This is a genomic window from Corynebacterium glaucum, from assembly GCF_030408855.1.
In the GTDB taxonomy this organism is placed as follows: domain Bacteria; phylum Actinomycetota; class Actinomycetes; order Mycobacteriales; family Mycobacteriaceae; genus Corynebacterium; species Corynebacterium glaucum.
This window is the reverse complement of the sequence record NZ_CP047358.1, coordinates 1,827,277-1,851,099: the sequence shown is the minus strand read 5'-3', so window position 1 is coordinate 1,851,099 and position 23,823 is coordinate 1,827,277. Positions and strand designations below refer to the sequence as shown.

General features: G+C 57.0%; 20 protein-coding genes, 1 tRNA gene and 1 pseudogene. 10 read left to right on the top strand and 12 right to left on the bottom strand.

All coding sequences use genetic code 11. From position 1 onward, the window contains the following. Positions 1-48 precede the first annotated feature (48 nt). The 4 genes from CGLAUT_RS08950 (at position 49) to CGLAUT_RS08935 (ending at position 6,253) form a co-directional block, all read left to right on the top strand. A complete protein-coding gene (locus CGLAUT_RS08950) occupies positions 49-972 on the top strand; it encodes an ABC transporter permease (RefSeq protein ID WP_095660425.1) in 924 nt (307 codons plus the stop codon). Then, complete coding sequence (locus tag CGLAUT_RS08945; protein ID WP_095660424.1) at positions 956-1,825, top strand: ABC transporter ATP-binding protein; 870 nt, start codon at positions 956-958, stop codon at positions 1,823-1,825. Before CGLAUT_RS08950 ends, CGLAUT_RS08945 begins: the two co-directional genes overlap by 17 nt. Before the next feature lie 95 nt (positions 1,826-1,920). Continuing rightward, positions 1,921-4,293 (top strand): CgeB family protein, encoded by a 2,373-nt coding sequence (locus tag CGLAUT_RS08940; protein WP_290184705.1) that lies wholly within the window; start codon positions 1,921-1,923, stop codon positions 4,291-4,293. Positions 4,294-4,303: 10 nt separating this feature from the next. Beyond that, positions 4,304-6,253, top strand: coding sequence for a glycosyltransferase (locus CGLAUT_RS08935; protein ID WP_290184704.1), 1,950 nt, complete (start codon positions 4,304-4,306; stop codon positions 6,251-6,253). Between the two features lie 42 nt (positions 6,254-6,295). On the opposite strand, the gene CGLAUT_RS08930 is transcribed toward CGLAUT_RS08935, so the two are convergent. Further along, positions 6,296-7,489, bottom strand: coding sequence for a glycosyltransferase (locus tag CGLAUT_RS08930; protein ID WP_290184702.1), 1,194 nt, complete (start codon positions 7,487-7,489; stop codon positions 6,296-6,298). Between the two features lie 589 nt (positions 7,490-8,078). Between CGLAUT_RS08930 and CGLAUT_RS08925 the strand changes: the two genes are divergently transcribed. After that, the gene (locus CGLAUT_RS08925; protein ID WP_290184700.1) at positions 8,079-9,152 is read left to right on the top strand and encodes a DUF6270 domain-containing protein; all 1,074 of its coding nucleotides are present in this window, start codon (positions 8,079-8,081) and stop codon (positions 9,150-9,152) included. Positions 9,153-9,176: 24 nt separating this feature from the next. Here CGLAUT_RS08925 and wecC read toward each other — a convergent pair whose 3' ends face one another. Further along, the gene (gene wecC, locus CGLAUT_RS08920) at positions 9,177-10,430 is read right to left on the bottom strand and encodes a UDP-N-acetyl-D-mannosamine dehydrogenase (protein ID WP_290184698.1); all 1,254 of its coding nucleotides are present in this window, start codon (positions 10,428-10,430) and stop codon (positions 9,177-9,179) included. A gap of 551 nt (positions 10,431-10,981) precedes the next feature. Here wecC and CGLAUT_RS08915 point away from each other — a divergent pair. Further along, the gene (locus tag CGLAUT_RS08915; RefSeq protein WP_290184696.1) at positions 10,982-13,039 is read left to right on the top strand and encodes a glycosyltransferase; all 2,058 of its coding nucleotides are present in this window, start codon (positions 10,982-10,984) and stop codon (positions 13,037-13,039) included. After that, positions 13,026-13,625 carry a hypothetical protein gene (locus tag CGLAUT_RS08910; RefSeq protein ID WP_095660414.1) on the top strand — a complete coding sequence of 200 codons (600 nt, stop codon included), beginning with the start codon at positions 13,026-13,028 and terminating at the stop codon, positions 13,623-13,625. The genes CGLAUT_RS08915 and CGLAUT_RS08910 overlap by 14 nt, the downstream gene beginning before the upstream one ends. Positions 13,626-13,844: 219 nt before the next feature. Here the strand turns inward: CGLAUT_RS08910 and CGLAUT_RS08905 are convergent, their stop codons facing one another. From CGLAUT_RS08905 to CGLAUT_RS08890, 4 genes are all read right to left on the bottom strand, one after another. Then, positions 13,845-14,975 (bottom strand): polysaccharide pyruvyl transferase family protein, encoded by a 1,131-nt coding sequence (locus CGLAUT_RS08905; protein ID WP_095660413.1) that lies wholly within the window; start codon positions 14,973-14,975, stop codon positions 13,845-13,847. A 340-nt stretch (positions 14,976-15,315) separates the two neighbouring features. Next, positions 15,316-15,447, bottom strand: coding sequence for a hypothetical protein (locus CGLAUT_RS08900; protein ID WP_269768541.1), 132 nt, complete (start codon positions 15,445-15,447; stop codon positions 15,316-15,318). A 78-nt stretch (positions 15,448-15,525) separates the two neighbouring features. Next, the gene (locus tag CGLAUT_RS08895) at positions 15,526-15,975 is read right to left on the bottom strand and encodes a hypothetical protein (protein ID WP_095660412.1); all 450 of its coding nucleotides are present in this window, start codon (positions 15,973-15,975) and stop codon (positions 15,526-15,528) included. A 137-nt stretch (positions 15,976-16,112) separates the two neighbouring features. After that, entirely contained in the window at positions 16,113-17,084 is a 972-nt protein-coding gene (locus CGLAUT_RS08890) for an MATE family efflux transporter (RefSeq protein ID WP_095660411.1), read from the bottom strand. A gap of 76 nt (positions 17,085-17,160) precedes the next feature. Here CGLAUT_RS08890 and CGLAUT_RS08885 point away from each other — a divergent pair, with 76 nt between their 5' ends. Beyond that, positions 17,161-17,754: a TetR/AcrR family transcriptional regulator gene (locus CGLAUT_RS08885; protein WP_290184695.1), complete on the top strand. Its 594-nt coding sequence runs from the start codon at positions 17,161-17,163 to the stop codon at positions 17,752-17,754. Positions 17,755-17,816: 62 nt separating this feature from the next. Here the strand turns inward: CGLAUT_RS08885 and CGLAUT_RS08880 are convergent, their stop codons facing one another. From CGLAUT_RS08880 to CGLAUT_RS08870, 3 genes are all read right to left on the bottom strand, one after another. Beyond that, positions 17,817-18,077, bottom strand: coding sequence for a hypothetical protein (locus CGLAUT_RS08880; protein WP_290184694.1), 261 nt, complete (start codon positions 18,075-18,077; stop codon positions 17,817-17,819). A gap of 14 nt (positions 18,078-18,091) precedes the next feature. After that, the gene (locus CGLAUT_RS08875) at positions 18,092-18,979 is read right to left on the bottom strand and encodes a RelA/SpoT-related domain-containing protein (protein WP_290184693.1); all 888 of its coding nucleotides are present in this window, start codon (positions 18,977-18,979) and stop codon (positions 18,092-18,094) included. Between the two features lie 96 nt (positions 18,980-19,075). Continuing rightward, a tRNA-Asn gene (locus CGLAUT_RS08870) sits at positions 19,076-19,148 on the bottom strand. 104 nt (positions 19,149-19,252) lie between these two features. Between CGLAUT_RS08870 and CGLAUT_RS08865 the strand changes: the two genes are divergently transcribed. Then, complete coding sequence (locus tag CGLAUT_RS08865; protein ID WP_290184691.1) at positions 19,253-19,549, top strand: hypothetical protein; 297 nt, start codon at positions 19,253-19,255, stop codon at positions 19,547-19,549. Between the two features lie 8 nt (positions 19,550-19,557). Here the strand turns inward: CGLAUT_RS08865 and CGLAUT_RS08860 are convergent, their stop codons facing one another. Together CGLAUT_RS08860 and CGLAUT_RS08855 are read right to left on the bottom strand one after the other, a co-directional pair. Further along, entirely contained in the window at positions 19,558-20,160 is a 603-nt protein-coding gene (locus tag CGLAUT_RS08860) for a response regulator (RefSeq protein ID WP_290184689.1), read from the bottom strand. Then, on the bottom strand, positions 20,139-21,212 hold the full coding sequence (locus tag CGLAUT_RS08855) for a sensor histidine kinase (RefSeq protein ID WP_290184688.1): 1,074 nt from the start codon (positions 21,210-21,212) through the stop codon (positions 20,139-20,141). Before CGLAUT_RS08855 ends, CGLAUT_RS08860 begins: the two co-directional genes overlap by 22 nt. A gap of 99 nt (positions 21,213-21,311) precedes the next feature. On the opposite strand from CGLAUT_RS08855, the gene CGLAUT_RS08850 reads away from it, so the two are divergent. Further along, positions 21,312-22,094, top strand: a complete 783-nt coding sequence (locus CGLAUT_RS08850) for a CPBP family intramembrane glutamic endopeptidase (protein ID WP_290184687.1) — start codon at positions 21,312-21,314, stop codon at positions 22,092-22,094. Here the strand turns inward: CGLAUT_RS08850 and CGLAUT_RS08845 are convergent. Continuing rightward, positions 22,091-23,807: pseudogene (locus CGLAUT_RS08845) on the bottom strand (AbgT family transporter). The gene CGLAUT_RS08850 and the pseudogene CGLAUT_RS08845 overlap by 4 nt on opposite strands. Positions 23,808-23,823 lie beyond the last annotated feature (16 nt).

Below are 23,823 nucleotides of genomic sequence, written 5' to 3'. Positions count from 1 at the left end.
TGCCTAACCTGAAGGATATCTATTTCAAATAAGAATGGGACCGTGGGGATGACAAGAGCTAAACGCGAATCAGAGGCTGATGCCTCGCTCGAGCGTTTGGAAGGCGTGCTCAGCGCGGGTCAGCCAGTCCACTTCGTAGATTCAGGTGGGCTGAAATCGCTTCAGAGCCGCCCGGGCTTTTTCGCCTACTGCAAGCAGCTGTGGGACTACCGGTCTTTCATTTGGGCGGATGCGCGATTGAAAGCCTTGCGGACCACGAAGGACTACCGCCTGTGGCGCCTCTGGCTTGTGCTCCAACCGCTGCTGGACGTGTTGTTCTACGCGTTCCTATTCGGCCTTGTTCTGAAAACCTCGAAGGGCGTGGAGAACTTCCTCGGGTTCCTTGTCATCGGCGTGATCTTCATGCGAATGATGGTGGCGCTGCTCAATCAGGGCTCAATGCTGATCCGGAACTCACGGGGATTCATCCAGACTTTCCAATTTCCGCGGGCGGCCTTGGCGATTTCGCAGACGCTGCGGAATCTGTTGGACAACATCCTCCCGGCTCTCATCGCCGTCATCATGGCAATTGGGTACCAAAAGTTTGAGGGCTTGAACTGGTCCATCATTCTGGCCGTGCCACTGTTTCTGATGATGCACATCTTCGGATGCGGCCTCATGCTGATAGCAGCCAGGCTCACCGCGGAGATACCGGATACCCGCGCGTTGATCACGTTCGCCAGCCAGGCGTGGTTCTTCCTCTCCGGGGTCATGTTCTCGATCGACCGTTTTGTGGACCACCCGATGCTGCATTCATTGATGACGGCGAACCCGGCGTACCTCTTCCTGCAGGCCCTGCGAGGCAGCGTGATCTACAGCAGTCCGCCAGATCTGGCGACGTGGGGAATCCTGGCCCTGTGGACGTTCGGGACGTTTGTCGTCGGGTTGTTCTACTTCTGGTTAGCGGAGGCGAAGTATGTCCGACTTAGCTAGCAACCTGACCGAATCTGACCGCGTATCGCGCAACCTGGACCCCACGATAGTCGTAGATAACGTGGTCAAGACCTACGCGATTGGCCGCGGCGGTTCGGAGGATTTGAAAAATTCGCGGATGCTCAGAGGCCGCCAGAGAGTAGAAGCCCTGAAAGGTGTGTCCATGGTGGTCTCGCCAGGGGAGAGCGTCGGCATCATGGGCCTGAATGGCTCGGGCAAATCAACGTTGCTGCGCCTCATCTCGGGTGGCGAGGAGCCGACAACGGGGCGCATCTTGGTGAAATCCCGCCCAACGCTCATGGGAGTCGCACCCGCGCTGCAGCGCGATCTCACCGGCGAGCAGAACATCTACCTCGGGTGCTTAGCACTCGGCATGTCCCCCGCGGAGGCGCGCGAGCAGATCGGGATCATCGCGGAATGGACAGAACTCGGCGAAGCAATTCACCGCCCGATGGGCACGTACTCCTCAGGCATGGGGGCTCGCCTCAACTTCGCCATCTCCACCTCAGTCAATCCGGAGATCTTGCTTGTCGACGAAGCGTTGTCGACCGGCGACGCAGCCTTCGGAGCCAAAGCTGAACAGAGGATCGGCGAGGTCATCGACAAGGCGGGCAACCTTTTGCTTGTTTCGCACGACATCCGCACCATCGAGAAGCTTTGTGATCGAGCAGTGTGGATCCACAAAGGTGAGGTCATCGAAGACGGCCCCATGGAAGAGATTTCGCCGCTGTACCACGAGTGGGCTCGGCTCCTAGGCAAGGAAGATAAAGCCCCGGCTTACGACTTTCTCGAAGGTGTGAAACTCAACTACAGTCGGCCGGCGATCTTCTTCACGAACTCCGGTGGTGGCTAGGTCTAAAAATCTCCGTCTTTTTCAGCGGAGAGCGCAAGCGCAATGCTTGCTACGATATGCCGGAATCGCTTGCTACGAGAAGAAGGATCGCTGACATGCGGAAGCCAAAAGCTTTCATCGCCGAAATCGCTACTTTAGGTGGGGCAGCTTTAACTGGAGCGGTGGCTTCTGCAGCTGCTACGGGTGCGAAGAACGCGCGGACTGCATCGATTCTCACTTCGACTGCGACCGCAGCACTGGGGGCGGGCTTGATCGTTCGATCGGCTCGTCAGGAGCGTCAGAACCAGCGTCTCAACGCTCGCCTGGATCGCCTTATCTCAGAAACGCAACAACTGCAGGATCCGGAGTTCGGGACATCCGCGCTACTCAACGAACTATCGTCGAGGATTGATCGGCTCCCCAGTTGGATCGACACGGTGCTCGCCGAGCGACTGGAGACACAGCCAACAATTACATTTCCGTCTCCCAACGGTAAGAAGCGAGCTAGAGAGTTCGGTGTCGCTAACGCTGAAACCAAGCAAACCCGGGCTGGCGAATTTACCACCACGTTGGATGTAGACGTCGATAAGTTTCTTGCTCCTTACGAGCCGGTGCACCTCACAGCGTCGCCTCTCGAGATCACAGTGGATGTTGAAGGAGCAACGGAAGCGAACATCGATCTCACGCTGCTGACTCGCGACGGGAAAGCTAATGCGAAGGCTGCTCTCGTGGCGGTGAAGGTGCTCGGTGAAGCGGGCAGTGAGATGGATTTCCCGGTTCTGCCCTCTCGTAGTGACAAGTACGGTTACTTCTCATACCTCGGTGTCACCGGCTCGGTGAGCGAAAACCGCGTAGCGGTTCGTCTACCGCGCCGAGCGAAGAAACTGGCTCTGTCCTTTTATCAGTGGGGAGATTCGACCAATCTGCAGAACAGGGTTCGAGTAACTTTCTCGGGCAAGAATCCTGAGTGGTACGCGAGTCGAAAGCCCGCAGACATCAAGGTTGCCGCGATTCTCGACGAGTTTTCTTACAACTCGTTTCGATATGAATGCGACCTTGTCTCACTTGACTACTCCACGTGGAGAGAGCAAATCGAAGCGCACCAACCGGATCTCTTCTTCTGCGAGTCGGCGTGGAGCGGTCATGACTCCAAGGCTCGTCCTTGGAAGGGACGCGTGTACGCGTCTGAGAACTTCAATTACGAGAACCGCACCGAACTGCTGAAGATCCTCGAGTACTGCAGAGCTCGCGGCATTCCCACTGTCTTCTGGAACAAGGAAGACCCCTCTCACTACGAGGACAAGAAGCACAACTTCGTAGACACGGCGCTTCGCTTCGACCACATTTTCACCACCGACGACAAGTCTGCGGCCCGTTACCGCAGTGAGTACGGCCACCAGAGCGTGCACGTCATGCAATTTGCTGTCCAGCCTCGCCTTTTCAACCCGACGAACGGGGCGCATCGTTCCCGCGACGTGGTGTTCGCCGGCGGATGGTACTCCAATCACGAGCAACGCAGCCTCGACATGGAGACGATGTTCGACGCGGTTGAAGCTTCGGATCGAGAGCTGAAGATCTACGACCGGTTCTACGGATCGGATGACCCGACGAAGATCTTCCCGCGCCGGTTCCAGTACGCACTTAATCCTCCCGTTTCCGGAGAGGACATGGCCCATGTGTACAAAGAATCCGAGATCGGCATGACCGTGAACACAGAGACGGTGAGCCGAACCATGTTTGCGCGCCGAATCTTTGAACTCATGGCTTGCAATACCTACGTCGTCTCCAACTACTCCAATGGGGTCTATGAACTCTTCGGTGACGATGTGCTCTATCTGGACAAGAACCCATCCGGCTTAAAGCGGCTCAGCGACGAAGAAATGAATCGGGCTCGAGAGGTGAACCTCCGTAAGGTGCTCTCGTCGCATACGTACCGTGAGCGCTTCGCTGACATATTGGCTGTAGCTCAGGTGCCAAATGATCGGTCGGTTTCCGTCCCGCCACTCGTGGTCCGTGTGAACAGTTTTGAAGAAGCAAGCGACGCGTACGCAGCGCTCAAGCGTGTCGGGCAATGGGGTGCTCCCAGAATTATCCTTTTGAGCAGCGCGGTGGACAATCTCGCTTACGCGGATGCTCTCACCGAATTCAACCGAGGCGGCGTTGCGGTGGTGTGGGAACCGATGCTGCAGTCAGGGGAAACACCGATGAACCAGCTCTACTCTGGCAATGAACTCATCGTGCTGATTCCGTTAGAGCGGCTAAGCAAGGGCAACATCCGGCCAGAAACGTTTGCGGATCACGCCATGCACGCGCAGTACACCGATATCCCTGTGGTTGCGGCAACGGATCTGGTGGGGGCCAACATTGAATCAAGGTTCTCGCAGGTTAGATCGGGTGAATCGGCACCAACGCTGGTTAAGGACACTCACTTCAAGGGCCTTATCCAAGACCTGCAAAGCGGTCAACCGTCCCTGTACTACGTGATTTAGAGGAAACACTATGACGACTCTTTCAGTTCTCATCCCCAGCTACAACGTTTCCTCGAAGATCTCGAGCTGTTTCGACTCCCTCGATGTGCTCAAGAACACTATCCCGGGCACAGAGGTTGTGTTTGTCGACGATGCTTCAACCGATGACACCTACGTCAAAATTGAGAACTTCCAAGCGACCCGACCTTGGGTGAAAGCGGCGCGACTAACCAAGAACAGCGGTACACCATCGGTGCCGAGGAACACTGCGCTCACAATGGCGACCGGTGAGTATATTTTCCATCTCGATCCAGATGATGAAATCCTTCCGGCTGGCGTGGCGGCCGAATTGAGCTTGGCTCAGCGAACCAACGCAGACTTGGTGCGTGCGCCTCTAATTCGCGACAACGGCCGCGAGCGGGTCGTCATGAATCGCATCGAAGGCTGGGATCAAACTTCTACTCAGGCTGAACGAGTGGCACGGGTGGTTCGTGAACACAGCACGACGGTGTGCAGTCTTTACCGCCGGGAGTTCCTCGAAGCCAATAAATTGAGGTGGCCAGAAGATCTCCGTCTCGCAGAAGACGCGATCTATCTCTACCGCGCGCTTGAACTTGGGAAGATCGAATACTCGGATGAGCCGGACTTCGTCTATAACGTTCAGCTCGACTCCAGTGCAGCGTCGAGCACCCAGCAATATCAGGACCGTGAACTGCTTAACCACGTATCTGCCTGGCGCCAGTCGACTGAAATCCTCGGCCGGATAGGCATCGACTACTTCGCACTACGTGGCCAAATGGCACTTTCGGCAGCGATCCAGAACATGATCCGGTTCAACAAAGGCGGGTTCAAGCGCAGCTCGTTTAACCTTTTGGCCGATTTCCTCCGAGAGCACGAGATAGCCGTACGCACCTTCACGTATGGGCCGCGGTTTGCGGAAATCTGTAACTTACTCTTGAACAAGGACTACGACGCTTTCCTTGAAAAGATCAAGATTCGGCTTCTAATCGCGGGGTACGATCTTCGCTTCATTTTGCCGGCAGTCCCCGAACTCGAGTCGTTTTACCAGGTCCAGGTGGACGAGTGGACGGGGCACGAGACTCACGATCTGGAGCAAAGCAAGCGCCTTCGAGACTGGGCTGACGCTATCCACTGCGAATGGATGCTCGGCAATGCGGTGTGGTACTCGGAGAATAAGAATCCTCGCCAATCGCTCACTGTGCGCCTGCATCGTTTTGAGACCGGTAAAGACTACGGGAACCAGATCAAGCGGGACGCGCTTGATCGGGTCATCACCATTGCTCCTGGAATGTTTGAGGAGACTCAACGGGTATTCGATTTCGATAGGGAAAAAGTGGTTTACGTTCCGAACTACATCGAGGTCGAGAAGTACCAGAGGTCGAATGACCCAGACAAGGTTTTCAATCTGGTGATGGTCGGGAGTATCCCAATCCGGAAGGGGTACCGTCGGGCACTCGAGTTGCTGAAGTCGTTGAGAGAAGTGGATGACCGCTACACCCTCACTGTTTTCGGCCGCCGACCGGATGAACTGGGCTGGGTCTTCAACGACCCCGCCGAGCGGGCATACTTTGCGGAATGCGAGAGGTTCGTTCGCGTGAATGGCCTCGAATCGGCCGTGAAGTTTGAAGGATGGGTGGACACCACCGAAGCACTTGCCGACAAGGGATTTATCCTCTCACTTAGCGATGCAGAGGGGTCACACGTAGCTGCAGCCGAAGGCTTTGCGTCGGGAAACATTACCTTGCTGCGTCCTTGGGCAGGTGCCGAATACATGTACCCAAACGAGTACATCTTCGATAGCCTCATCGAGATGCGTGACTACGTCCTTGAGTGCCAAGACTTCGGCACTTACGAGAGCCGCCGTCGGGTAGGCGATGAATACGTTCAGACCCGCTACTCGATGGAACGATTTAAGCAGCTTTATGTTGCCACAGTTCCCGTTCCCTACAGCGTCCCGTAATCGTTGCCACCGGCCAAACGTGGCCGCGCTTGCGAAGCGCGATCACTGGAGGATGTAAAGACTATTTACGTAGAATGGCTTACCTAATGCGCCAAATGGAGTAATCCTGGCACCAATCACTTCACATCCGGGAGGAAGCTCAAAGTCAAATTGGTTTGATCTGCGCCCCGCGTACGTCGTGATGTAGCGGTACTGCCCGATAGTTGGGTTCGGGGATCGAGTCATGCCCTGGACTTCAATGTCGTCTGTCGGGACCCCGTCACGTTCAATCTGGAAACTGATTAGGCCAGCGTTGGCCTGCATTCCATCGGGGAAGGTGGCATCCAGCAAGAGTGAGAATCGTCCAGTCGCACTGATTCTGAGCGGTTTCCCGTCTTCCGAAACGTCGGTATCGCTGATTACCTCAGATCGGCTTAAGCTATCTGTATGGTCGCTTAGGCTCGGGAAACTTTCGAATAGATTCCAATTCGTTGGAATTGGAGGGAGCGATGCCACCTCTTTCCGTGTTGCATCGAGGCCCTCATTCTTGCCGAAATCAGTGTCTTGCCCCGCGTGACGGGTCCAGAAGTATGAGCACTCGGTTGCGTCCACCATCACAGTGCCGACGCGGTCCGAAAGGTTGTGTGCTGTCTCAGCAGGCGCTACGAATTGCCCTTGGGAATTCCGTCCGTATATGCCAGCTAGGCCGATCGCGATGTATGGCTTGTACGAGTATCGGATGGTTGAGAACCGCTCGCCATCGAAAATACCGGTTAACCCCGCCGCCAATGAGACCCGAAAACCAAGGTTGGCCTCGGTCACAAGAGGGGCAAGTTGATCAAAGTAGCTCGTTGACAGAAAGTCGTCGTCGTCCAATCGGTAAATTACATATGGCTTCTGGTGAGGATTTAGTTCGTTCGCAATGGTGTAAGGGTGTCTCGCCCCAGTTGAATCACTGGCGTCGGAAAGTACAACGAAAGGAAAATCGCGTTGCAATGCTTCCAACTGTCGCAAATATTGAGATGGGAGCTCCGGCGAATAGTGGATGATGTGGCGAATAGTGTGGGATTCAGCCGCCACAGCGAGGTTTGGAAGACTGACCTCACGTAAAATCTTCATTCTCGGTTCGATCCTCCGAGGCGAGAACAAATACTCTTTATACTGCTCTGGGCTAGAGAATGCGCCGTTTGCGGACGACCGCCACGCCCCAGAGTCCGGCTTGAAAAGACTGAACCTTGTGGTTCCAATGAAAACCATTTTTTCCTCTAAATCGATAGGTTTCGTTGGCCCCATTCCGTGGAGCCGCTAGTCCTACAGTTAGTTAACTACTTCAACACTACTTCCCTGGTTAGAGTGACCTGATTTCCCTCTCGGTGACGGTTGCCAACGCCCTCTCGTGAACCGATTTGGCGGCTTCCGGTAAAAGTTTTGCAGCTCTTTGAGCTTTGTCAGTGGGGCCGGATCAAGATCGAAAGGGTGGGAAAGCGAAACGGAGATATCGTTCTCTCCTGCTGGCGCAACGGCGAAAGGAAGGGTCCATTCTCGGATTAGATCGATCGTCTCTGAAATATAGGTCCGACCAGTGCCTGCGCCTCCTCTCGTCGCGCCCATCGAGTCAATTCGCAGGGCGATATCCATAAATGGAATACTATCTCAAGAGGATCAATTTTTAAGACAATCGATCCTGCAAGATCTACGAGAGGCCCACACCTTCTTACATCTGGCGCCTCGAACTGGAGCTGGGTGCTTTATCCGCTCTTGGGCTGGAAACTTCGTGCTTGGAAGGCGTGGCCACTAGGCGGAGTAGCCCTCGGGCACCATTTCACTACCAGGAAGCGATGGACACGTGACACTAAATCCACCAGGTCTCTACGCACTCGATTCGGCTGCCAACTTTGTCGTTACCCCGGATGAGCAGGGGACGTTCTCTATCTCAGGATCGTATATGGCCGCCCCGGGGGAGAAGATTGTTCTTGGGATCGGAAAAGATCAATTGCAGGATCCGCCCGAAGGTTTCATTGAATCATCGGCGGGGTTCTTTTTCATCTATCTGGTAGGTGCGGGCGAGGTTCGTAGATTCGAGAAAACGTTCCGCGCCGGCAACGCAACGCATATTCGAATGTTCTTGCGCAGATGGTATTCGGATTCAGCCATGTTCTTCAATGTCGACTCCATCCAGTGGGATGAGTTCATCTACGTTATGGGTAGCTGTGTTTCTAGGGACAGCTTCGAATACTCTGGTCTTCCACTCTCGGGATACCGCGCCCGATTCAGCTTCTCCAGTGTGACATCGCCACCAGTGCAATTCGATCGACGCGCACTAGAGAAGAACCCAAGCGAGTTCCAGAGACGAATGGTCGAGGGGGATCTCGCGAAAACCAACGTCGAGTTAGCTTCGAAAGCGCCGGGCAACTACGTGCTGGTCGATTTCATTGATGAAAGACTGCCATTAAAGATTAATGGACAAAGTCGTTTCACTAGTAGCCCGGAGCTTTTAGCAACGGATCTCGCTTCTACAGGGGAATCGTTGGACATGTTCTCTCCCGACTACTTCGACCTGTTTGAAGAGGGTTGGCGCCATTTTATGGCAGCGATGAACCAGAAGACCGTGATCTTAAACAAGGTCTTTTGGGCTACCGAGGTGGAGGGAGGCGAGCCTCTGCCCAACTACGAGTTGATTCTGAAGCAGAACGGGAAGCTCTTAAAGTTGTACGACATCGTATCGCGAGGCGAACGGAAGCCAGTCTATATCGAGTATCCGACCCAGCCCGTTGCAGCTAAGAATCACAAATGGGGACAAAGCCCATTTCATTTCGGTGAGGACTTCAATGTATATCAGGGCGAGCAGCTGCGTGCGCTCACAAGTAAGCGACGGTTGGACTGCCGGGGTATCGATTCGCCTTCCACGGCGTCCCAGTAACGCTTAGGCGGCGCAGTCTGCTCCCTAGAGACTGCGCCATTGCCCCCTGGTGTCAATGACCAGGGAGTTAGCGGTCAGCGTAGGATCGTAACTCTGAAACTCGTCGTGATCGACTAGGAGCACAACAAGGTCAGATGCTTCTAGGGAATCGGAGTAATTGTTTAGCCGAACGTTCGGGTAGTTAGTTAACTCCGAGGGGAGCTCAGCGATGTTGGGCTCGACGGCGAGGATCTGGGCAGAGGGGTAGCTCTGGGCCACTCGCTCGGCGATCTCCAATGCCGGTGACTCGCGCAGGTCGTCGATGTTCGGCTTGAAAGCAAGACCAAGGAGTGCGATGGTTGCGTCTTCGCCGTGCTTCTTCACTGCTTGGTCGATCTTCTCCAGCACCCACTCTGGCTTCGCGTCGTTAACCTCGCGGGCTGTGCGGATGAGACGCGCGGTCTTGGGCGCGGTCGAGACGATGAACCACGGGTCAACTGCGATGCAGTGGCCACCGACGCCTGGGCCCGGCTGGAGAATGTTGACACGCGGGTGATGATTCGCCAGCTCGATGAGTTCCCAGACGCTGATGTCGAGGTCATCGCAGATCAAGGACAACTCGTTGGCGAAAGCGATGTTGACATCGCGGAACGAGTTCTCCGTGAGCTTCGCCATCTCGGCGGTGCGGTCGTTGGTCGCGAGAAGCTCTCCGCGACAAAAGCTGGCGTAGATGTCGGTAGCGCGGCGGGTGGCCTCAGGCGACATGCCGCCGATGATGCGGTCGTTGGTATGCAGCTCTTCCATTGCTTTTCCTGGGAGGATGCGCTCGGGGCAGTGTGCGAAATAGAGCGTAGCTCCGGCGCCCTCGGAACCGTCGGCGTGGAACTCCGGGCGGAGTTGCAGGATTCGCTGCGCCATGCGTTCTGTCGTGCGTGGGGGAGAGGTGGACTCGAGGATGATCAATTCTTCGCCTTCGAGCTGAGGTGCGATTGCCTCCGCTGCCGAGTAGATGAAGCGCATGTCAACGTCGTAACCCTCGGTGAACGGGGTAGGTACGGCGATGATGTAGGCATCCGCCTTAGGCATGTCGGTAGAGGCTCGGAACCGGCCACTGTCGAGGGCGGACTTGAGCTCCTCCTCCAGGCCGGGCTCGACGATGGTGACTTCACCGCGGTTGATCGAATCAACCTTGGTGGGATCGACATCTACACCTGTCACTTCGAGGCCACTGTTGGCCATTACAACTGCTGTTGGCAATCCGATGTAGCCGAGGCCTACAAACGCGACGTGTGCACTCATAAATATGGTCTTTCAGAACGATTGAATGGATGCGGTAAATTCTAACGCCACTGCTTGAACAATCAACCCTGCGGCACGTCATAGAGTCCTGGTGCGCATATTGCGTTGATTAACGAGAATGAAACGCCATTAGAGATCTCTACAAACGTCCTGCGAATTGGTAGATTCTGATCTGTGATTTGGCGATTCAACCTGCCCGTTTCAGATGTCCCTGCGAGACTCATTGTCCGGTCCCGGGGTCCGTTGAATTTCAGGGATTACGTGCTCAAATTCCAGTTCGCAGGAGTGGAAGCAGCTCCCGAGACCGCTGATTTGCTTAGAGTCTCGTATTCGAAAAACTTGGATTCACTCTTCCTCTATAGCCCTCAACAACAAGCTGCAGTAGCTCGCACTTCGTTTTTCCGACTTCCGGCAAGCGAGGGATCCCTAACAGTTCACGCTGTTCCGTGGCATGTCGAAAGTGACGGAGCGCAACTCGAATCCTTGGGTCTTCAGATCGAGGCTCCTTGGAAGCACTTTGGAAAACTGGCTCTTGAAGGGGTGGCACAATAATGGCGCTTGGCACCAGCTCGGGGGTAGAGAGTCTTTCGCTTAGACCAGACGTTTCTGTAGTAATCGGTTTCCGCGATTGGGGTCTGCGGCGTATCCGGTTGGCTGTTACGTCGATTCAAGAGGCGCTCGGGAATTGCACGGGGGAGGTCATAATCTCCGATTACGGTTCAATCGATCCTGAGCAAAATAAGAACCTTGCCGACGACCTTGGGTGTCAATACGTTTACACACACGGTTCGGAGGTGTGGTCTAGATCGAGGGCGTTGAACGCGGGATTTGAGATCAGCCAAGGTGAGCTTTTGGTCTCCACTGATGCAGATATGTTGTTCTCGCCGGGCTCATTCGAAAAGATTGTAGAGATTTCAAAAGGGGACAAGGGTGCCGCATACTTTCTGCAATGCCGCGATCTTCCGAGAGGATTCGACGACGAATGGGTCGAAGCTCATCCGGGCTCGTGGGACGAATTAGAGCAAGTAGCTAGGCTGCGCCCTCGTTGGGGTATGGGCGGCATGATGGCAATTTCGCGAAGGGGATTCTTTGAAATCCGGGGCTTCGACGAACGCTTCCACACCTACGGGGGTGAGGACTTGGATTTTGCGCAACGAGCTCGCCGAGCTGGATACCCAACTGTGTGGGTCAACGACCCTAAGGTGCGCATGTATCACATGTGGCATCCTTCAACGCGCGAAGCAGTTGATCGAGATGAAGAAAGCCGCGAGGTAGTTCAAAGAAATCGCGAAATCGTGTACAACGATCGATCGTTCGTAAGAAACTATCTCGACTGGACTCACCGTCCTGCGGATGCGCCTCCGCTAGTAACCGTGGCGATCTGCACCCATAACCGCGCCACCTTGATAGGTGATTCGATCAAATCGGTGCTGGCCCAGACGATGCAGGATTTCGAAATCGTCGTAGTCGACGACGGGGGCGATGACAATACCAGAGAAGTGCTGGAGTCTTTCGCTGACCCGAGGATCAAGTACCACTGGCAAGAGAAAGCGGGGATTTCCGCAGCTCGAAATCGAGCTGCGGAATTGAGTAAAGGTCTATACACGGCCGTGCTCGATGATGATGATCTCATGCACCCGCGGCGTCTCGAGCGGCAGGTTGCCGGCATCCAGCCAGGCTTTGTTGGAAACGTTGGGTCCTTTGTCAATTTCGACGACCAAACCGGGGAGCTTGCACTGATTGTCTCCAAGGTTCCATCTATCGAAACCGCGATGGAGAGGGGGTCAGCACCGGGACATAGTACTTGGCTCATCCGAACCGAAGTTGTTCAGCGACTGAAATACGACGAGACTTTAACCAGCGGGGTGGACAATAACTTCATGCTCCGCCTCCTCAGATCGGGCGCGAAACTGAGCCACATTGGTGAGGTCGTAACCCTTAGGCGCATGCACAGTCGACAAGTGACAGTTCTGGATTTGGATCGTCAGCTATCTAACGCCAACTCTGCCCTGAGGTTTATCCAATGGCGTCTGGACCCCAATGCGATAGAGGAGATCACTAAATCTGCTAAAGACACAGGAGAATATCCACAAACTCCATCCCGCGAAGCAATGCTGGAGGAAGCGCGACTGTTTCTCCCCGATCACCTAGCCCAACGCAATCTTCTTCTCTCGTCCGGCCACGATCTGGACTTACCCCGATCAGGTTGGGAGGGCGATTTGGTTGTCGCCACAATCTCCACTGGCCTCGACGAGGCCCCGGATGTCCCTGTACAGATCCTCAAGCGCGCGAGCTTTGACGACATGGTCAGGGCCCGCAAGCATGGGCTGAATTACACCGTTATTGGGGATGAAGCGACGGCGGCAGCGCCGAACGAAATCGCGGCGCAAATTCGGGTGATTCTGGATTGTGCTGATTCCGTCATGAAGTCGCACGGACTAGACAACCATTTTGTCCTCATGCGTCGAAAGGAAAGCTCCTCCCTTGAATCGCTTCCATGGGAAGTGAGAATTTGCCAGGGAGATCAAGTTGGCAGTCTGCTTGCGGAAGATCGAGAGTGGTTGATCTTCGGCAACGAGTTTTGGGAAGAGAACGTTGAAGATAACTAAGCACAAGACCAAGTTGCGCCAGGTGGCGTACAGCGTCGAACTCTCTGAGTATGATGCCGAGCCGCCGTCTAAGAGTTGGGTATTCGATGATTTGCCTTGGAGGGTCAACCCCGAACTCGAAGCGCTTGCCCTCTACATGATCTTTGGTCCCTGGTGTGGCGGAGAGTTCACCGTCCCCCAGAAATTCGGCCCCAATACTGCGAGTCTCATAGCCCAGCACTCAGGAATCGCAATGTTTCCTGGGCCGATCGAGTTTTATCCGAAAGCTTTACCGTTGGGTACTGGCCTGACTCATGTTTCCGATTCAATCAGGGACATCGGTCCCAACTCGCTTGTCTGCCTCGATTCTTCTGAGTGGAACGGGAGTCTGAGATCCACATCTTCCCTTGTAGTCGCGTCCAATACCGGATTCTTTAGAACGAGCGAGCGCGATGTGAGGCCGTTGATCGCGGCCGCAATTCTTCTAGCTGGAGAGTTGGACGCGAGAACTCTTAAGATCCTGCCTGCATTCGAAGCCCAGCTTGAACCATTCCAAATGTTGAGCAGCGCAGCGGGTCTCTCCCTAGAAGGAGGATCCGTTTCATGATCCAGCGATTCGATTGGGTCAAAGGTGCCATCTCCCGGCGCATGTCCATTGTGGGGTCGCGGAGGTCAGCCTAGACGGCCCTGATCGCGTCGCACCTCGGATACATTGAAACCCGACAGACTTATGGGACTGGGTCAATGCAAATCGGTTCTAAGAGCTGTGATGCACCATCTGGGTACCTTGGGCTGGAGGTAACACAACGCATTAAGCTTCTTGGATTTACGAGAGCTTTAGATCCGGGCGACGATAAGGGAGGTCATGTGCCTCCATGTAGTTCGCCCAGTTATCAAATCGGTCTTCAAGACGCTCGAACATTGAGTCGTATGCAGCCAAGTTGGGAAGGTCCTTGAGCGTCTGGCCTTCGAGTTCGGCCAGGCTAACGCTGGGTAGGTTAAGGAAATCGACTAGTTCCCTGGTTCTGCTGTCGTGCGTAACCCAGAGTGCAGGCTTCCCGGCTAGCAAGGTTGCCATGTTTACATGGAACCTTGTTCCAAACCCGAAGGCTACAACTTTTTTGTTGAAATCAATCCAATCGTCGGGGTTGTGGAAAAGGCGATAACGATTCTTGAAAAGATCAACTAGTTGGGCCGAGGAGACTTCGGAAGCTGGCACCTTTCTCAGATGCGGAGGGACCGCAAAGGGCTTTCCTTTTATTGCGGTGAGGTGGGCCCGGTGATGGAATCTCGATACGGGTTCAATGAGGTAACCGTCACTTTTCGCAATGTTCACTAACCACGTCAGTTCCTCATGCCGTTTAAATTGGGTGCCTGAGAAGGTCGTAACTCCGGGTTCGGGATTGCGTAATTGCCTTTGTAGCCGCTGAAACGCGTCTGGTTCCGAGTAGAACGACGGGCAGCCGGTGATCACGACGTCTTCTACTCCGGCCTTAAGCCGTAATAGTTTGGCTGTAAACTCACCTCTTACTCCAATGGGGGCAGCTCGGTCTTCCAGATACTGCAGAAGTTCGACAGCTTCCGGAGTGAGAGAGATTTGGTCGAGATCTTCGGTTGCGGAGCGCGAACCCAGGCCAAACACAGTAAGGGGTACCGTGTACTGCTCGAGCATCCTCTGGAATCGAGAGTAGAGGGATCCGTCTTCGTCATTGGTTCTGATGGTGTTAGCCATCGTCACGATCAATCCGTCGCATCGTTTATTCACAAACTCCGCGAATGATCCGTCGGCTAACAGTCGCCAGTCTCCGGTGAAGAATTCGACCGCGTTGTCCGGGAGCATTTGCAACGGTGCTCGGGCGTGGATCATGTTTCCTGCATTCTCTGGAAACGCCAGAGGAAAGCTGTAAGGCAAGCTAGGTTTGTTTCCGTAGACACCTACTATTCGTTTAGTCAACATCGCTCCTCTGGTTGTACTGACTTTCGGTTACTACCTACAGTAAATCACCGGTCTCTCTGAATGGCACCTGCCCATTGAAGCCGACGGTTCTGGAGGAACTACCCGAAGCTGAAGATCACGCTGGTGGCTTTGCCTGCGCGGATGATGGCGAGCTTGGTGATGTCAAAGGCGTAAAGATCGCCGCTGAAGGCCGGGGATGACAGTGGCGCTACCGTGGCGACGAATCTGGAGCGGCTTGAGTGGGATTGGCTCCATGCCGAAGCCCTGGTTCCTGCAGGCGGCACCTACCCAGTTCGGTTCGATTCCAACGCGCGGGATGAGTTCATGTGGTGGGGTACATTCACATGGTGTAGGTCTTGCCGCCCTCGGTGGCGATGCGCCAGCGCACAATGTTAGCGGCGCTGGAGTAGAACCTGGCGTTGCTCAGCTGTTGCGCCGCCGCAGGTGCAGTAGCAAACGCGACGGGCGTCACGGTGATGGCGGCAACCGCTGCAGAGGTTCGGCTGAAGATGTTCCTCGCGGGCTCATCGGCGATTTGTGCTCTGCGTATCTACCGGAGGCTGAAGATGACGCTGTTGGCCTTGCCTGCGCGAATGAGGGTGAACTTGGAGGAGTCGAAGACGTAGAGGTCGCCAGTGGGGCTCGGGATTACCGTGGCGCTACCGTGGCGCTGGATCTGGAAGGGCTTGAGAGCAACGGGTTCACCACCGAAGCCTTGGTTCCAGCACGCAACGTCGATCGCGTTCGGGTAGATGTACACGGACGGGACGAGCTCGTTTGGCGGGTTGCACTCCGGCTGTTTCTCGCGTCCGATGTCGCTGGTGCAGAGGGTGAAGGTCTTGCCGTCGTTGGTGATGATCTCGCAGCGCACGGTGTTCGCGGAGTTGGTGAAGAGTTTGGCATCCATGGGCTGCGCGTTGGCGGGCAGGGCGCTGAAGGAAGTGGCGGTGAGGGCAGCAGCGGCGGCGGCGGTGAATGCGGTGCGCTTGATGGTGTTCATTGGTAGCTCCTTAGAGTGCGATGTGATGAGGCTCTCAGTCAGGGTATCGCACGATGTGAGGGGAGCGTTTCAGCTAGCGCCAATAGTGAAAGACGCCCGCGTTGGAATGTGGGTCCAACGGGGCGTCGATAAGCTTTTTAGCCCTCGACTTGAGCTGCGCGCTTGGAGCGATCCAGCAGGAGTAGCGCGAAGCCTGCCACGATCCAGATGGCGAGCACCCACCAAGCTTGCTGGGCGCCGAGGCCGTCGAAGAAGGAGAGGGAGCGTACGAGGTGTCCGGTCGCGCCGATGGGCATCCATTGGCCCAGCGTCGACCAGCCGGCCGGCAAGAGCCATGGGCCGGTAGCTAAGCCGGAGAGAGGGTTGGCGACGAAGATGGTCAGGATCGCACCGATCGCCACACCTGCAGTGCCGATGATGGCCGCGAGACCCGTGGTCAGCAGTGAGGTAGCGAGAATGCCCAGCGAGACTGCGAGCCACTCCATCCCGAAGCTACCGGTGAGAGTGCCGTAGACGGAATGCAGCATCCACGTTGCCACGAGGGAGCCGAGTGCGGCGATGCCGACAAGCACTCCCAGCTTTGCCCATTTATTGCCGCGGAACGCGAAGGTGGCGACAGCTGCGGAAATGATGCCGCCGAACGCCAGCGGCAGGCCGAGCACTGCGAGTCCGGAGGCCTGCGGGTCCTCGCTTGAGGTAGGTGCCAAGTCTTCCCGGGCGACTTCCATGCCCTGGGCCTCTAGCCGTGCGGCCATGCCTTCCATCATCTGGGTGTACGGCGCGCCGTTGCCGGAGGCGGTGTACACCGTTGCGCCGGCCGGGGTGATGACCATGCCGCCGACGGCTTCGCGGTGTTCGACCGCAGAGACGACGTCAGCATCTGAGTCGTAGACGGTGATGTCGGGGCCATCCTCGCCGAGGTTTTGGGTGAGCTGCGTGACCATTGGTTCGGGTGCGGCAATAGCGATGGGTACGCCTTCCGGCCCGGAAGCGAAGTTCGGTGCCAGGAAGGCGAACAGCATCAGGCCGATTGCGATGGGGATTCCGACGATTGCGCCGATGGCCTTTGTTATGGCTGGGGGTTGTTTACGGGTGGTGGCGGTACTCATGACGAGCTCCTAAGTGGAACGGTATGTTTTACTTACGTAAGTAGAACATAGTGTTCCACTTGGTAGAGTGTCAAGCATGAGACAAGATGCAGCCGACAATCGCGAGGCCATCGTGGCCGCAGCTCGCCAATTGCTTATCGACGAAGGCCCCGGCGTCTCGCTGCGCACCATCGCCAAAGCCGCCTCGGTGGGGGTTGCTACGGCCTCGCGTCATTTCCCCGAACGCATTGAGCTTCTTGACGCCATCGGTGCGCAGGCTGCGGCCGACATTAACGAGATCGTCGAGAGGCACCTGGGGGAGTTTGGCAGCGATGCCAGGTCGGCCTGGCGCGGCGCAGTCCATGAGATTGGCAACCTGCAGCCCGCGGTAGTTGCGCAGGCGATTATCACCGACACGATGCAGAACCCCGAGACACTTTCGCGCCGGGGGCAATTGGTTGAAAGCCGAATGGCGGAAATCCGGGACGTTTACGACCGCCTCCTGGCGCCCGCGAAGAAGGCGCGGCTGTGTCCTGCTGACCTCGACCCGCTGGAGTTTCACATGGGGCTTGGTGTGATTACACGACCGCTGCCTGCGGGAGCTCCCTTGCCGCTGGCTGGGGAGCAGTTAACGTCAAGCCTCATCGACATCGCACTGGATGGATTAGAGCTGCGGGCGCAGAAGAAATGAAAAACGCCCGCGTTGGGGATGTGGGGCCAACGGGGCGGTGCTTGCAACTGGGGTCAGTGAGATCAAATTACGGTGGTCTGGATGGGTCTGTACCCTTGCTCTACCAGCGGCGCGATAGGTAGGTCTTCAGGGCGGAAGTACCGGGAATGGGTCAATCTCAGATCTTCGATTGAAGGTGAGCCGATTACCACAATCTCAGTGGCCGGGTTGTCTATCTCGGTTTCAAGTCGAATGCGCTCGTTGATAGCGTCAGCGCGGTCGTGAAATTCGGAGACCTCGGAGTGTCCTGTAGCGCGATTGAACACCACTAGGAAGTGATTCATTCTCTGTTCCTCCTTCACGATCTGCTGAAACCCAAGGTTTCCTGAATGCTACGCAGATTAGAAATCAGATTCAATGTTTCCTCAGCCTCGATCGCGCGCAACTTTTCTCGTTCCGCGACCAGCTCAAGACTCTTTGAACGGAGAAGATGAAACTCGGGAGGGAGGGCCATCACCGGGGGTTCCGTGAGGATCGAGCGGGCGATGACAGTGTTTTGGCGTTGAACGGATTCTTGGTTTCGTTCCAAATAATGGATCTTTCCCGAAAGATCTTTCATTTGTTCGACGAGTTCAGCTAGCTCAGCATCGTCTGGGACGTAATTTTCCTCGTAACGAATCCGTCGTCCAGTTAGATCCGCCACCCTTTCGTAGGCGTTTGCCCACTCCGATTGCAAAACGGTGCGCAACTGCACTTCGACACGACCAGCTTCAGCGGTAATGAGGAGGTGGATGGCCCGGTAACCTTTCTGTGGGCGCCCGATGTAATCCCTCTCGTTGACTGAGGCTCCACTGGCTTCTATCTGCCGCTTCATCTCGTGTGCGAGCATCCGTAGCTCGGTATGCAAGCAGTTGACGGTCAGACGTACGCCCGCGAAATCCCACATCTGGGAAAGCTGGATGTTGTCGCGTTCGATCTTCTCACGGATCGTAGTGCGAGTTTTCACCCTGTAGGACGGAGTAATCGATGGGTTCCCGATTTGAAATTCCAAGAATGCCCGGGCGAACTCATAACTAGCAAAGGCCGTGTTTTCTGCGAGAGTGTCGTACCACTCTAGGATCTCGTTACTCTCCTCCGGAGCATCATCTCTGCCAGCGAAAAACCTGCCCAGCTTCTTAACCTTGTTGCCTGAGAACTTTGGCTTGGTGCTAAGAAACTCGAATCCGGAAGTTGATTCTGACTCCATAGTCCAAGTCTTAGAGGCTTCGCTTTGCCAGCGCTACCTAAGTGCAAACGCCCGCGTTGGGGATTTTCGTCCAACGGGGCGTCGATAAGCTTTTTGCTCCTCCAACTGGGCTCGAACCAGTGACCCTTCGATTAACAGTCGAATGCTCTGCCAACTGAGCTATGGAGGAATATGTGCTGCTGTATTTGCAACGGTTAGTAAGAGTAATGCCTGGGGTGCGGAATCCAAAATCGGCAGGCAGGCTGGGTTTTCGGGCGGTGTTACGCTGAGGCCATGAGGTTCTTTCTCGCACGCGGATCGCGTCCGTACTCGGTGGCAGGTGCGGCTGTGGCGTTTGGGGTCGTACTGCTGTTGACCGCGCCGCGGGCGGTGGACTGGCGATCTTTGGCGTTTGCCGGCGTGGCCTTGCTGGCGCCCGGGTTGGTGTGGCTGGTGGCGGACCGCTGGTTTGCGAGGCCTAGTGGTGCGTGGTGGTGGGTGCTGGTGGCGGTCGCTGTTGCGGTGGGGGTGTGGGGACTGGCGCTCTTCCCGGCGGCGGAGGACACACCGTTTGGCCGCAGCCTGTGGTGATGGGTGGCTCAGAGGCCGAGCGCCTTGGCTAAACGGAGTGCCAGAACCGTCCGGTCGCGGGCTTCGAGTTTGCGCAGGAGTGCAGAGACGTGATTTTTGACCGTGCCCTCGGCGAGGAAAAGGGTCTCCGCGATCTCTTGATTGTTCAGGCCGCGGGCAACCGATTCCGCAACCTTGCGCTCGGTGGGGGTGAGGATTGCCAGCTGCGGGTTCTCCACGGCGTGCCGGGCGATGCGGGGATCGAGGATCATGCCGCCTTGGGCCACAGCGACGATTGCCCGGATCAACTCTTCCGGGGAGACGTCTTTGAGGACGTAGCCGGAAGCGCCGGCATCAAGAAGCTGCTTCACCAAGGCGGCGTCATCGAAGGTGGTGAGCACCAGCACGGGTACGTGCGGGCTGCAAGCTTGCACCACTGCCAGGCCGTCAGTGCCGGGCATTGCAGCATCGGTGACGACGACATCAACGTTGAACTCGAGCGCCAGCTGTAGGGCTTTGGAACCGTCGGTGGAGGTCGCGGCGACTTCGACGTCGTCGCTGGTTTCCAGAATCAGGCTCAACCCGCGAAGCAGCATGTCGTGGTCGTCGATCAGAAGGGCAGTGGTGGCCATCGTTTCTCCTTCAGGTGCAATGCAATCCGGAACCCGCCGTCGATGCCGCCGTGAGCGTCGGTGGTAACGGTGCCGCCCAGGGCTTGGGCGCGCTCGCGTAACGACGAAATCCCGTAGGACTCCGGTGCCGTATTGCCCGTCCCATTGTCCGCGACGGAGAGCGTGCGGGCATCGAGGTGAATGTCCACCCGTGACGCGTTCGCGTGCCGGAGCACGTTCGTCAGCGATTCCTGCACAAAGTGCAGTAGGAGCAGACTTTCTTCGTTCGTGAACTTCGCGGGCTGGCCTCGGGTGAAGCGCACGTCCAGCGAGGTGGTTGCGAAGGAGTCCGCGAGTTGGGCAAGCGACGCTTCGATGCCCTCGTCCGGTGAGAACGTGGGTTTCATTGCGCGCACGGTCGCGCGCATCTCATCCAGCGCTGTAGAGACATCGGCGCGGGCACGTGCGATCTCCGCGCGCGCTTTGTCTGGGTCGCGCACTCGTTGCGCGTAGTCGAGGCTCATGCCGATGGTGGTGAGGCGGTGGCCCAGGCCGTCGTGAAGCGAGGCGGCGATGCGCTGCCGCTCGCGCACGAACGCCATCTCTTGCAACTCCTGCTCGTACCCGCGCTGGCGGACGATGGTGTTTGCAAGGTTGATTCCTACGACGCCGACCACCGCGGCTGTCACGGTTTCGGCGATGATTCGCACAGGCACCTGGTGTAGGGCTACCTGCGCGGTGAAGTTGGCTGCGGCGATGAGCCCGGCGTAGCAGTAGGCAGCCCAGGTTCCCGTGCTCAATCGCAGCGCCACGATGGCGCACCACAGCACAATCGCGCTGATCAGGTTGTTCGCGGTCTGGAACAGGGCGAACGCACTGCATGCGAATGCGAGGGCAGCTAACGAGTGCTCCGTCCGGCGCCACATCATCCAGGAAAGGGCGGTACACGCTGCGACCACGAGGATGGTCCGACCCGCAGCGAGCGCGGTTGGGCCGTAGTTGAGATAGAGCAGTACGACCAAGATCAGAATGCTGTCCAGCAAGTAGAGGTGGCTGCGAGACGGGGCGTTCATGGAGTCAAAGCTACCTGGCACGACCCATGACTCTGGTCACTAATTCTCGTGACCGCATCCACTTCCCGCCGCTCCAACCGCAACTTAGGTTGAACAGCTATGAAACCGAGAATTCCTGTCAACGCGTGGGGTCTTGCTCTGCGTACCGTCATCGCCATCGCGCTGCTGTTGGGCGCGAACCTGATCCGCGTGCCACTCCATCAACTTGCGGGTGACTCGCCGCTGGTCGAAGCTGTGCTGTTTTGTCTTACTCCCGCCGTCATCGTCGCGTTTGTCACCGCTTGGGTGCGGTGGGTCGAGCGTTCACGCATCGACTGGTCCGGAGCACGTGGACTGATCGGCGGCACCCTGATTGTCGCGGTGCCGATGGTGGTGGGCTGGGTGATTCTGGCTGCGGTCCAAGGCCGCGGGCCGGCAATCGAGGACGCAGAGGGCGTGCCGCTGGCAGCAGTGGTCGTTTGGATCCTCGTCCGGTCCTATTTGCTCCAAGGCATCCCGGAGGAGCTCATTTTTCGCGGATGGCTTTTCGACGTCACCCGCCACCGCGAAGCCCTCACCATTGCGTGGACTACCGCAGCGTTCACACTTCCGCACCTGACGTCGTCCGGCGGGCAGACCAGCGCGCTCGACCACATCCTGTACCTCACCGTGCCGCTCGGCATGTCCATTCTCGGCGCTGCGCTGGTCTACACCTTCGGCAGCTTCTGGTGGGCGGCGGGCTCGCACGGCGGCATGCACCTGATGCTCGCCGTGCTGAGTCTGATCTACCCGCTGGAGCTGAACAGCCTGACGTGGGTAGTTCTCGGGTTAGCGCAGGTGCTGTTTGGGGCGGCGTTGCTGTGGTACCGGCGCAATCGTCGTCAAGCAAAAGCTCCTGCTTAGACCTCGTAGGTCATTGGGGCGCCCGGGCCGAGTGGAATGCCCAGGTAGTACCAGATGAGGAAGAAGGCGAACCAGCCGATGAGGATGGTGAAGAAGTAGGGCAGCGCCATGGAGATGAGCGTGCCCACACCGGCCTTCTTGTAGTACTTCTGCATGAACGTGAGCGTGAGTGCGAAGTACGGGGACATCGGGGTGATGATGGAGGATGCGGAGTCGCCGATGCGGAAGAGCATCTGGGAGACCTCGGGGGAGACGCCGACGAGCATCATCATCGGCACCAGAATCGGGGCCATCAGCGCCCATTGTGCGGAGCCGGATGTAATGAACAGGTTCACGAACGCGACCATGATGACGAAGCCGAAGAAAAGGACCACGGTGGGCAGGTCCCAGCGCTGCAGCAGCTCCGCGCCCTTGATGGCGGTCCAGCTGCCCAGGTTGGACCACTGGAACCAGGCGAGGAACTGCGCCACAGCGAAGAAGAGCACCAGGATTGGCACCAGGGTGGTAATGCCCTTGGTCATGAACTCGGGGACGTCGCTCCAGCCGGTGATGGACTTGGTGACCAAGCCGTAGACGATGCCGACAACGAAGAACATCAGCGCGATGGGCACCGCGATGGAGCGGATGAGCGGCGACTCCATGAAGCCTTCTTCTGGGCGCGCGAACGGCGAACCCGGGATGAAAAGCAGTGCGAAGTAAGCCACGAAGAATGCCAGCAGCGCGATGCCGGACCACTTCAGACCCTTCGACTCGATGTCGGTGAGGGTGAGGTCTTGGTCGGAGGTGCTGTCGTTCTGCTTTGTCGTTGTCTTCGTCGCTGTCTTCACCTGCCTTGTCCAGGTCAAGTTCTTCGTCGACGATGTCCTCGTCCTCGTGCATGTGCTCCATGCGCTTCTCTGTGAACAGCTCTGTGAGCACCGTGATCAGGATTGCCAAGACGATGGCGGAGGGGATGACGAAGAAGATGTTCGCCAGCGGGGAGACCTCGTAGTTGGGGTCGATGATGTTCGCGCCGGTGGTGGAGATGCCGGCGAGCAGCAGGTCGGTGATATTCAGGATCAGCGAGGCGTTGAAGCCACCGGCGGCCGCGGCGAAACCGACCATCGTGCCCACCAGGGGCGAGCGGCCCACGGCGTGGAAGGCCATCGCACCGAGCGGGACGATGATGACGAAGATCGCGTCGGAAGCGATGGAGCCGGTCACACCTGCCAGCGCCACCATGAAGGTGAGCATCCGCGGGCTGACCTTGGCCACCATCGCGCGGATCATCGCCGAGAGCAGGCCGGAGTGCTCCGCGACGGCCACGCCCAGCATCACGGTGAGGATCACGCCGAGCGGAGGGAACGCGATGAAGTTTTGCACCGCATCGGTGACCATTTTGGAGATGTACTCGCCGGTGAGAAGGTTCTCGACCTGGACGGTCTCTCCATTGCCTGGGTTGGTCGCCTGCATACCGATGCGGTTGCCAATCCAGGAGGAGGCGACGGTGATGATGCCAAGAATGACGAAGAGCCAGAACGGCTCGGGCAGCTTGTTGCCGACCTTTTCGATCCAGCCGAGCACGCCGCTTTGGGTGCCTTCGTTCTTCTGCTTCTTATCGTTGCGTTTCTTGTCGTCGCGTTTTGCGTCTTTGCGCTTTGCGTCGTTGCGTTTGGTGTCCTTACCGCGGCCATTCTGGGCGTCGTCGGCGGTGACTTTGGTTGAACCGGTCATCGGGGCACACTTTCCG

Coding starts and splice junctions, on each gene's coding strand:
- CGLAUT_RS08950 (WP_095660425.1), top strand. CDS start 49: ATGACAAGAGCTAAACGCGAATCAGAGGCTGATGCCTCGCTCGAGCGT.
- CGLAUT_RS08945 (WP_095660424.1), top strand. CDS start 956: ATGTCCGACTTAGCTAGCAACCTGACCGAATCTGACCGCGTATCGCGC.
- CGLAUT_RS08940 (WP_290184705.1), top strand. CDS start 1,921: ATGCGGAAGCCAAAAGCTTTCATCGCCGAAATCGCTACTTTAGGTGGG.
- CGLAUT_RS08935 (WP_290184704.1), top strand. CDS start 4,304: ATGACGACTCTTTCAGTTCTCATCCCCAGCTACAACGTTTCCTCGAAG.
- CGLAUT_RS08930 (WP_290184702.1), bottom strand. CDS start 7,489: ATGGTTTTCATTGGAACCACAAGGTTCAGTCTTTTCAAGCCGGACTCT.
- wecC (WP_290184698.1), bottom strand. CDS start 10,430: ATGAGTGCACACGTCGCGTTTGTAGGCCTCGGCTACATCGGATTGCCA.
- CGLAUT_RS08915 (WP_290184696.1), top strand. CDS start 10,982: ATGGCGCTTGGCACCAGCTCGGGGGTAGAGAGTCTTTCGCTTAGACCA.
- CGLAUT_RS08905 (WP_095660413.1), bottom strand. CDS start 14,975: ATGTTGACTAAACGAATAGTAGGTGTCTACGGAAACAAACCTAGCTTG.
- CGLAUT_RS08895 (WP_095660412.1), bottom strand. CDS start 15,975: ATGAACACCATCAAGCGCACCGCATTCACCGCCGCCGCCGCTGCTGCC.
- CGLAUT_RS08890 (WP_095660411.1), bottom strand. CDS start 17,084: ATGAGTACCGCCACCACCCGTAAACAACCCCCAGCCATAACAAAGGCC.
- CGLAUT_RS08885 (WP_290184695.1), top strand. CDS start 17,161: ATGAGACAAGATGCAGCCGACAATCGCGAGGCCATCGTGGCCGCAGCT.
- CGLAUT_RS08880 (WP_290184694.1), bottom strand. CDS start 18,077: ATGAATCACTTCCTAGTGGTGTTCAATCGCGCTACAGGACACTCCGAG.
- CGLAUT_RS08875 (WP_290184693.1), bottom strand. CDS start 18,979: ATGGAGTCAGAATCAACTTCCGGATTCGAGTTTCTTAGCACCAAGCCA.
- CGLAUT_RS08865 (WP_290184691.1), top strand. CDS start 19,253: ATGAGGTTCTTTCTCGCACGCGGATCGCGTCCGTACTCGGTGGCAGGT.
- CGLAUT_RS08860 (WP_290184689.1), bottom strand. CDS start 20,160: ATGGCCACCACTGCCCTTCTGATCGACGACCACGACATGCTGCTTCGC.
- CGLAUT_RS08855 (WP_290184688.1), bottom strand. CDS start 21,212: ATGAACGCCCCGTCTCGCAGCCACCTCTACTTGCTGGACAGCATTCTG.
- CGLAUT_RS08850 (WP_290184687.1), top strand. CDS start 21,312: ATGAAACCGAGAATTCCTGTCAACGCGTGGGGTCTTGCTCTGCGTACC.